This is a genomic window from Limimaricola litoreus (assembly GCF_024159025.1).
Classification (GTDB): Bacteria; Pseudomonadota; Alphaproteobacteria; order Rhodobacterales; family Rhodobacteraceae; genus Limimaricola; species Limimaricola litoreus.
Map to the genome: position 1 here is coordinate 41,436 of NZ_JAMYXC010000018.1, position 9,100 is coordinate 50,535.

Sequence of the window (9,100 nt, forward strand, 5' to 3'; positions counted from 1 at the left end):
AGCGTGAACTCACAAGCGGGCACTTTCTAAACTGATGGATTGGATGCCCCTCCTGCCGGTCCAATGTGGAACCGTCCGAGCTGCTCTGGCTCGGAGCAATGCAGGAGGAAGAAATGTCAGAGGTATTCATCGTAGGCGTTGATTTGGCGAAACGCGTCTTCCAGATTCATGCTGCTGACGTTGGCGGCCATGCGATCTACCGCAAGAAGCTAAGCCGGCCTCAGTTCGCCAAATTTCTGGCAGAAACACCGGGCTGCGTCATCGCAATGGAAGCCTGTGCTTCCGCTCACTACTGGGGCCAAGAGGCGAAATCCGCAGGACATGAGGTGCGGCTGGTTCCAGCTGGGTACGTGAAACCGTTCGTCAAACGCCACAAGAGCGACGCTGTCGATGCGGAGGCGATTACTGAAGCGGCGTTGCGACCGTCGATGCGCTTCGTACCTGTGAAGACGCCAGACCAGCAATCCCAAGCGATGCTCTTCCGGACACGCGAGATGTTCGTGCGCCAGAGAACGCAGAGCATCAATGGACTTCGCGCACATCTGGCCGAATTCGGGATTGTGCTTCGGCTCAGGATCCGAAACCCGGACACCTTCAGGCGTGAAGTCGCAGCACGAGCCAGCGAGTTGCCTGACCTGGCAGGATCGTTGGCAGAGTGCCTTCTGGTACAGATCGCTTCAATAAGCGAGCAAATCTCGGCTTTGGATATGAAGATCAAGCTGCGCGCGAGGTCGTCGCGTGACGCGCAGTTGATGCAAACGATGCCGGGCGTCGGCCCTATGTCGGCGATGGCAGTTCAGGCATTCTGCCCGCCCGCAGAGAATTTCCGGACCGGCCGCGATTTCGCCGCGTGGCTCGGCTTGGTTCCCAGGCAGCATTCAACCGGCGGCAAGGAACGGTTGGGGCGTGTCACGAAAATGGGCCAGAAAGACGTCAGACGGCTGCTGATCATAGGAGCTATGTCCGTGCTCAATGCCATCGAACGGCGAAAGCGTTGCGTCGAACCGTGGCTCACCCGTATGCTCGAGACGCGGCCTCGAATGGTCGTGGCGGTTGCTTTGGCCAACCGTATGGCCCGGAGACTTTGGGCAATGTTGGCGACGGGCCAAGACTATCAAGTTCCGAGGTCTGTCGCATAAGGCAAACCTCAGATCCCGGCAGGTGTGTGAGGACGAAAGGATCGAATAAGGAAAGCGGATCGACGAGAATGAACTCGGGAAACCAGTGCAACCCTTCGCGGCTTCGAGCCCGATAAACTGATTTGGACCCAAGTTCGCGTATCTCCATAAGGGCCAGCGGTCACATGCGCCGCACAAACAGGCCGGACACGTGACAGCACCCGATCATGCTATCCAGACTTCGATAATTTGCTCGCATAAACGGGGGCATCCACACGTGGGTTGCGACCAACGCTCTATCCTGTCGCAAACACAGGAGTTTGGAAGATGGCCCACCGCGAGCTGGATCTGCAAGAACGGCGGCTGGTCGAAGACCTACTCCAGGCGAAAATGTCTATCGCCCAGATCGCGGTGCGGCTATCACGGCACCGTTCGACGATCTACCGCGAGATCCGGCGCAACCGGTTCGAAGATAGCGAGCTGCCCCAGCTCAGCAGCTACTACTACGGCATGCTGGCCCAAAAACGTGCCGCCGAGTGTCAGGCGACACGACAAACTGGCCCTGTGGCGACACGAGGAACTGGCCCCTTCGATGAGCCATGAGGGGATACTGGATGAGCATTCCAGCGACTGAGAAGCTCCTGCGGATCGAGGGTCTGCGGAGGGACGTCATGAAAGAGCCGGGCGATGTGTCGGCGATGCTGCGCTTGAAGTCGCTCGGCTGGGGAGCCCGTCGGATTGCCACGGAGCTTGGATGTTCTCGAACGACGGCGCGGCGCTGGTTGAAGGAGGGAGCATGGCACAAGCCATCATCCCCTTCGCGCCCGAAAGCGCTGGACGCCTTGGAGGCGTGGGTTGAGGAACGGTTCCGCCGCCATGCCGGCAATGCCGATGTGGTCCGTCAGGAACTCTGGGCTGAGAAGGGCATCAAGGTGAGCCTGCGCACGGTTGAGCGCGCGGTGGCGCATCTGCGTCAGAGCTGCGTGCGGAGGCTCGGGCGACGGTGCGTTTCGAGACGCAGCCGGGCCAGCAACTTCAGATCGACTTTGGCCAGCGGCGTGTGAAGATTGATGGCCTGCCGCAGCTGGTCTCGTTCTTCGTAGCCACGCTTGGCTATTCCCGCCGTATCCACGTGCGGGCCTTTGCGGGCGAGCGCCAAGAGCACTGGTTCGAGGGGATGGAAAGCGCCTTCGCAGCGTTCGGCGGGGTGCCCGAGGAGGTGTTGCTCGACAATGCCCGCGCACTGATCCTGAGCCATGACGTCGCCAGCCGGGAGATCGTGGTGAACCCCAGGCTCCACGCCTTCGCCCGGCATTGGGGCTTTCAGGTGAAGGCCTGTGCGCCCTACCGGCCGCGCACAAAGGGCAAGGACGAGCGGGGTGTTGGCTACGTGAAGAGCAATGCGATCGCCGGACGCGCCTTCGACAGCTTTGAGGCTTTGGAGGCGCATCTGGAGCAATGGACCCGCGAAGTTGCCGATCAACGGCTCCATGGTACCACCGGCGAGGCGCCGATGCTGCGCTTTGCGCGTGATGAAGCTGGCAAACTGAAGCCACTTCCCCAATGCGGACCGTTCCTGGCGATGCGGGACTTGAGCCGACGCGTCGGGTCTGACTGTGCGGTGGAATTCGATACCAACAGCTACTCGGTCCCATGGCGGCTGATCGGCGAGCGAGTGCGCGTGCTGGTCACCGGCGAGACGGTGCGCGTCACTCATGTCGGTGTGGAGATGGCTTGCCACCGACGCAGTGGCGGTCGGCGCGGCCGTATTATTGATCATGCCCACTTCGCGGGAGTTGCAGGCGCCGCCGGTCGGGTGATCCGGAGGTCTGAACCGGTTGCTGCGACTGCGGAGGACTTGATCTCGGAGTCGACGCTGCTGCGGCCTCTCGCCGAATACGAGGCTGTCGCCGGAGGGGCATGGTAATGGCTGTGGTGACGACAGAGGAGTTGGACCGGATGCTGACGCGGCTGAAGCTGACCGCAATCCGTGATCAACTCGACTCGCTGCTCGACGAAGCTGTGCGGGGGGAAATGACGCTGCGCGATGCCTTGGCATTTCTTTGTCAGCGCGAGATCGCCCGCAAGGACCAGCGGCGCATCGACATGAGCTTCGGATTGGCGAAGTTTCCTTTCGTGCGCGATCTTGGCGGCTTCGATTTCACCGCCCAGCCCTCGCTCGATCGCGGCCAGATCCGCGACCTCGCTACCGGACGCTTCATTGCCAACGGCGACGCGCTCCTGCTGCTCGGCCCCCCGGGGGTTGGGAAAAGCCATCTTGCCGTCGCTCTTGGCCGTGAGGCGATCGTCGCGGGATACACCGTGCTCTTCACTGGAGCCATGGAGCTGGTGGCGAACCTGGCCAAGGCGCAGGCCGATGGACGCCTCGAAGAGCGGCTGACGCACTATACCAAGCCGAAGCTGCTGATCGTTGATGAACTCGGCTATCTGCCCCTCGACCCCGATGCCGCGCATCTGTTCTTCCAACTGGTGAGCCGACGCTATGGGCGGGGTGCCATGCTGGTCACCTCGAACCGCGCCGTCGGTGAATGGGGCAGCGTCTTCGGCGACGCGGTGGTTGCAACTGCGATCCTCGACCGTTTGCTCCACCACAGCCACGTCATCACCATTCGGGGCGATAGCTACCGCCTTCGCGAAAAGCGCCGCAGCGGGCTTTTGCAAAAACCCGCTGCGGCGCACGAAACCACAACCGTATCGACATGAGAGTGGGCCAGTTCCTCATGTCGCTCCCGGGCCAGTTCCGAATGTCGCTGGACAGCCGAGCGACGTCACAGACGTCGCAAGCTGATCCGGATGACGGCGCTGCGCGAGGCCGTCATCGACCGTCTGAAGGGCCGGCTGGTCGCCCAAACAGATCGCGGGGCGGCTGCGCTTCGAAGGCCATCGCAGCACCATCTGCAATGAGACGATCTACGCCTTCGTCTATTCGCAGGACGGTTAGAGCCAGAACTTGGCGCGTCACCTGCCCGAGCGCCGCCTCCGCAGCCAAAACGCCGAGGGCGTCCCCCGAAAGACGGGAGGATCGATCAACTGCACGGCTGATCACCCCACCCGGAAACTGGGGAGTTTTACTTCGGCACTTCTGGGGAAACTTCAGTCGGCGTTGACACCCGTCGGCCCCGAAGCCTCGTCTTCCCATTGGAACGCGCGATCCAGAACCGGCCGGATCACGTCAACGACCGCAGCGGGTTCGGCGACTGGGAGGGTGATTTGATGATCTTCGCAAGGAGTTGGGCAAGGTCAATGTTGCCTCTCTTGTTGAGCGCAAGACCTGCTATGCCGTCCTGTTCCGCAACAACGACCGCAGCTCGAAGCAGCTGATGAACCGCCTGATCATCCTGTTGTCGCCCTTGCCCTTGTCCGCACGGCGCTCGATTGTACCGGCGCTCGATCACCTTCGACCGGGGGTTCGAGTTTAACCGCTGGCGTGATCTGAGAACGGGAATGGGCACCGAGGCGTGGTTTGCGACCCGCAGGCGCCTTGGCCGAAAGGCTCGGTCGAGAACCTAGACAAGCGCGCCCGCCGCTACCTGCCCCGTGATACGGCTATCGCCGCACTGTCAGACCACGCGATGGCGGAGATCAGCGCCCAGCTGAACGCCACACCAAGGCGCTGCCTCGGCTACCGGACACCGGCCGAGGCCTTCGCCGAAGAACTCCGTCAGCTCGACCGGTCCTGAACCCGTGTCGCAACCAGCATTGAATCCACAGCGGTTGATCGGGAGCGTCCTACGTGGACCACGGTCTGCTCGGGACCAAGGTCAGGCGCTCGATCTCTGTGGGCTCAATGTGCGTGACCGGCTGCATCATTGCCGTGAGTGTCTTTCCCATCCATGTTGTGCGCTTGGTCGGAAGCGCTCCCCTCCTTTGGGAGCTCTTCGAGGCGCAGGGTTTCTGCGTGCAGGTAAGAGATAAGGTCCGCCGCATCCTTTTCACCGAGACCGAAACGTGGCATGCGAACCGTGGGATACTCTTGGTCGAGCTTAACCGCGATGGGATCACCCTCAGCCAGCATCCGGTCCGGCGTCCTGATGTAGCGCATGAGCCAATCGTGATCTCGCCTGAGCGTTACGCCTTCGAGATCAGGGCCGACGCGCACCCCGGCACCGATCGAATGGCAGGCGGCGCAGCCCTTGCTGAACAGGCCTTCTCCGACCCGGCTCTTTTCGGCAAAGCTATCGAGCGTGGCGCCGTCGAGAACCTTTGCGGGAGTCCTTGGCGGTTCCCAGTCCGGGTCGAGCGCGAGGATGTCGGCGGTCGCGGCCGCTAGATTTCCCATCAGCGAGGTGCGGCGCCATTCGCCGGTCGTGACATTGCCGATCAGCATGTCGCTGCGGTGGTCGCTCAGCCGCGTGCTGCGTTCGCCGAGCTTGTAGCGCAACTCCTCGACCTCCTCCGGCTCGCCGGTGAGGAAATACCAGCCCTCGCCGGCACCAAAGGCCTCGGCATAGGCGGCCAGTTTCTCGGGCGTGTCGCGCTCGGGGGTGAGGGAGATCGAGATGATGACGATTTCCTCGCCCACGCGCTCGCCGAGCCATTCATACACCTTGGCCATCCGCGCGGTGGCGAGGCCGCAGATATCGGGGCAGTCGAGGTAGAAGAAATTGACCACCGCGATCCTTCCATCGAGCAAGTCATCTACGAAGCGGAGCTCCTGGCCCTCCTGATCCAGTAGCGATGTATTCGGAAAGTAATCCAGACCCCAGCGTCCGGGTAGGGCCGAGGTGGCGGCGAGCGTGGTCGCGAGAGCGATCGCGCCGAAGAGTGAACGCCGACGTATCATCCCCGTCTCCGCGGCTTGTCGTCATCATCATCATCATCATCACCGACCATCGGGTTTCCGGTATACTCCTTCGAGAACGGGTTGCCCTCGGGCAGGATTTCGGGGTCCCGGTAGGTCACGCCGTATTTCGAGGGATCGGGCGTCGGGATCACGCTAACATGCTGTGACGACTGGTTCGGATCATTGGGATCGGTCAAGACGTCATAGCGTGCCAGCATGGCCCAGTCCTCGTGGACCGTGTTGTGACAATGCGTTACGTAGGCCCCGCCATATTCCCCGAAGGTGACCTGGACCCGGACCTGGCCACCTGCTCCGGTGCGCCAGACATCCTTGCGTGCGCCGCGCTCGAGACGTGAGAGCCGGCGTCCGTCGCGGTCGATGGTAACGCCTTCCTCGAAATGAAGGTGAACCGGATGATCCCAACCACCGCTGCTGTTCTCGATGATCCAGTGCTCGGTCACGCCCGGCTCCGGGACAAGCATGCTGACTCGGTTGGCATTGAGAAAATGGTTCGACTCGCCGTTGACCCGGATCGTCCAGCCGAAGCCCTCGATGTTCCGATCGTCGCAGTCGGGGAAGCACTCACCCGTTTCCAAACCTTCCTCTCTATCCGTACCCTTAAATTCGAGATGTCGGACGCGGACCGGATCGACGATCGGGATCTGTTCGGTAAGCTGCGACGGAACCCGGCTGTAATCGGGATCGGAAGCGTAATGCTTCTTGCCGGGACTATCGACCGAATCGACTTCGCCCACCACGCGGAATTCGAGGAAAGTGCCCACGCCGGGGTCGTCGGTGTCCTGATCGATCGCGTCCCGCCGCGACAGGTACTCCTTCGGCTTGCCGCCTTCCTCGTGCTCCGCGACGTTGAGCATCCGGATCCTGCTCCCGACCGGGAACTCGCTGAAATCGACCACCACGTCAAAGCGCTCGGCCGAGCCCATCGGATCGAGCAGGTTCACCGAGACCGGGTTGACCATCAGGTTGCCGTCGGTGGCGATCACCTTCATCGGCACCCAGCGGTTCCTGTCGTTGATCAGCCCGGGCCGGATGAAGCGCGACATGCAGGCATTGAGCAATCGGAAGCGGTATTTGCGCGGCAACACTTCGAAGAAAGGCTTGTAGGCGAAATTGACCAGCAGCAGGTCGCCGAGGAAACCTATGGTTTCGAAGATGTCGAAGAAATACTGTCCGTCCTCGTCCAGCGCCGCGTCCGAAATCATCAGATTGACGTCGAAGTCGATATTGCCCCAGTCGAGTTCGGTCCCACTCGGCAGCCTGTGATTGACCCCGTCATTGAGGGTTTCGTTGCCGCGATCGGGGCCGCTATAGTAATTCAGCGCGCCGAGATGGCCCTTGTAGACGTTCTCGGCGGTGAAGAAGAAGCGATGGTCGTGGAACCATAGCGAGCTTTGCAGCTCGCGGTGATCCCCCTTCACATAGGTCAGACCGCCGTATCCGTCGGGCCCGGAGGCACGCGGATCGCTGGCATCGGTGTTGATCATGTCGGCGCGCGCCAAGGTCGTCGACCAGTGATAATCGTAGAACTGCCCGGGGTAGAAATGGGCATTGGAGGCCCCGTCGCTGGCCGATGCGTTATGAGCGTTATGGTTATGCGTGGCCATGCTGATCGAGCCGAAGCCATTGTTCTTGCGGCGATCCTCGGGCAAGGCGTTGTAATGACGGAATATGACCGGCTCACCGTAACGCACTTTCAGCAGCGGCGGTGGAAGCACGGATTCCTCTTCGCGACCGGTATTGAAGGTCCAGACGCTGTCGCGGTCCTGATCTGGAAAATTGGGGTGGAAGGAATAGCCGTTCTGCAGCCGGCCCAGCGTCATGATGAACGCCTTTTGCGGGAGGTATTCCCGCCATCTCTGATGGGCGAAATACTCGCCCGGCGGCCGCCCCTCCATCGGGCCACCCGAGAACCGCGGATTGCGGTAGTCGTCGCCCCCGGATTCGGTGAACTGGGTGTGGTAGGAAAGCCGTCTTGCCTCCGGCTCGTCCAGATAGCCGGGAAAGGCCAGATCGAGTTCGTAGCCGTTCGGCTTCTCCGTGAGCTTGTGCGGCTCCTCCAGCCGCAGGCGCGGCATCCGATAGGTGAAGGGCATGGCGCCGAAAGTCGGGCTGCGCGGCACGCCGGTCGGCACCGAGGCATAGGCGCTTGTTGCGAACGGGCTGAGGCCGTTGATGTTCGCCAAGGTGCCGAGGCTCGTGAAAATTCCCCACTTGAACAACTCGCGTCGGCTTACATGGCCCTGCGTAAGAGCCTTGACGATTTCGGCACGATTGTTGCGAGCATGTTGCGCTTCTTTGTGACGACGGCGCGAGGCGTGTGGCTTGAGATACATAAATCCCTCCGTTGGCACTCCGCAAAATGCGCAACGCCGTTCGAATATTGCCTCTCCCCATTATTGGTTAACGCGGCGGGATCTGTCCATCAACTGAACGTCTTAAACAGAAATAGGGACTTTTCCCCCAATACATGTGTTAATGGGGCTTGACGATTTGCCGATTTTTCATGATCGGAGCGAATCTCACGCGACGTTGTTGCAAATCTTGGTGAGGGGGATTCACTGAGCGGGTCCTGACGGTTAGCTCCGGCATGCCAAAGCCTTCCACCTCACCCGCCCTGAGACGAGACGGTTCGACAGTAGGAGCCATTGACGGCAACGTGTCCCAAATCATCTGACGACGGACAGGCAACGGCGGGGGCGGTCTCGAAAAGCCTAGCACGCCTCGGCGTGTTGCGGTCATGAGCGGGTCAGGAACTAGCAAAGATGCAGGAAGTAGGGGTTAAAAGAATCGTGCTATATACAACAGCGTCGATCAGAGGCTCGGAGCTCCTTACATTTGATGGCGGATGGAGGACGTGCCTGTCTCTAATCTTCATCGCCGCCGCGTCTCCACTTCAAGCCCATACCGATGGGACACCTCTGGCGCCGCATGCTCTCTGGACGGCGTGGTCTCTGCAACCTACCGTCATTCTGCCGGTCGCGGTCGCCGTGGCCGTATATAGGAGAGGCGTTCATCTGTGAGAACGGCGGTGAGAAAGTCGGCCACGGTAGCGGCAGGATGAGCCTGCTGCGGGCGGCATGAAAGTCGTCCACCTTTACCCTTTCTGGAGGCAGGGAGGGCGGGAGGATTTTCACCGTGGACTTGTATCGCAAGGTTC

At 61.2% G+C, this 9,100-nt stretch carries 5 protein-coding genes and 4 pseudogenes; 6 read left to right on the plus strand and 3 right to left on the minus strand.

From position 1 onward, the window contains the following. Nucleotides 1–113: 113 nt before the first annotated feature. The 6 genes and pseudogenes from NHG85_RS01200 to NHG85_RS19940 form a co-directional block, all read left to right on the plus strand. Nucleotides 114–1,139 carry an IS110 family RNA-guided transposase gene (locus NHG85_RS01200; RefSeq protein ID WP_253329037.1) on the plus strand — a complete coding sequence of 342 codons (1,026 nt, stop codon included), beginning with the start codon at nt 114–116 and terminating at the stop codon, nt 1,137–1,139. Nucleotides 1,140–1,445: 306 nt separating this feature from the next. Then, nucleotides 1,446–1,673: pseudogene (locus NHG85_RS01205) on the plus strand (helix-turn-helix domain-containing protein); the annotation flags it as partial. A 59-nt stretch (nt 1,674–1,732) separates the two neighbouring features. Continuing rightward, nucleotides 1,733–3,045 (plus strand): annotated as a pseudogene (gene istA, locus NHG85_RS01215) (IS21 family transposase). Next, nucleotides 3,045–3,842: an IS21-like element helper ATPase IstB gene (gene istB, locus NHG85_RS01220; RefSeq protein WP_253329027.1), complete on the plus strand. Its 798-nt coding sequence runs from the start codon at nt 3,045–3,047 to the stop codon at nt 3,840–3,842. The pseudogene istA and the gene istB overlap by 1 nt, the downstream one beginning before the upstream one ends. 54 nt (nt 3,843–3,896) lie before the next feature. Next, a pseudogene (locus NHG85_RS19935) lies at nt 3,897–4,077 on the plus strand (IS30 family transposase); the annotation flags it as partial. Nucleotides 4,078–4,250: 173 nt separating this feature from the next. Then, nucleotides 4,251–4,819: pseudogene (locus NHG85_RS19940) on the plus strand (IS30 family transposase); the annotation flags it as partial. 104 nt (nt 4,820–4,923) lie between these two features. On the opposite strand, the gene NHG85_RS01230 reads toward NHG85_RS19940, so the two are convergent. From NHG85_RS01230 to NHG85_RS01240, 3 genes are all read right to left on the minus strand, one after another. Continuing rightward, complete coding sequence (locus NHG85_RS01230; RefSeq protein ID WP_253329031.1) at nt 4,924–5,922, minus strand: SCO family protein; 999 nt, start codon at nt 5,920–5,922, stop codon at nt 4,924–4,926. After that, a complete protein-coding gene (locus tag NHG85_RS01235; protein WP_253329033.1) occupies nt 5,919–8,276 on the minus strand; it encodes a multicopper oxidase family protein in 2,358 nt (785 codons plus the stop codon). Before NHG85_RS01235 ends, NHG85_RS01230 begins: the two co-directional genes overlap by 4 nt. 531 nt (nt 8,277–8,807) lie before the next feature. Further along, a partial coding sequence (locus tag NHG85_RS01240) for a hypothetical protein (RefSeq protein WP_253329035.1) occupies nt 8,808–9,100 on the minus strand: 293 nt, incomplete at its 5' end.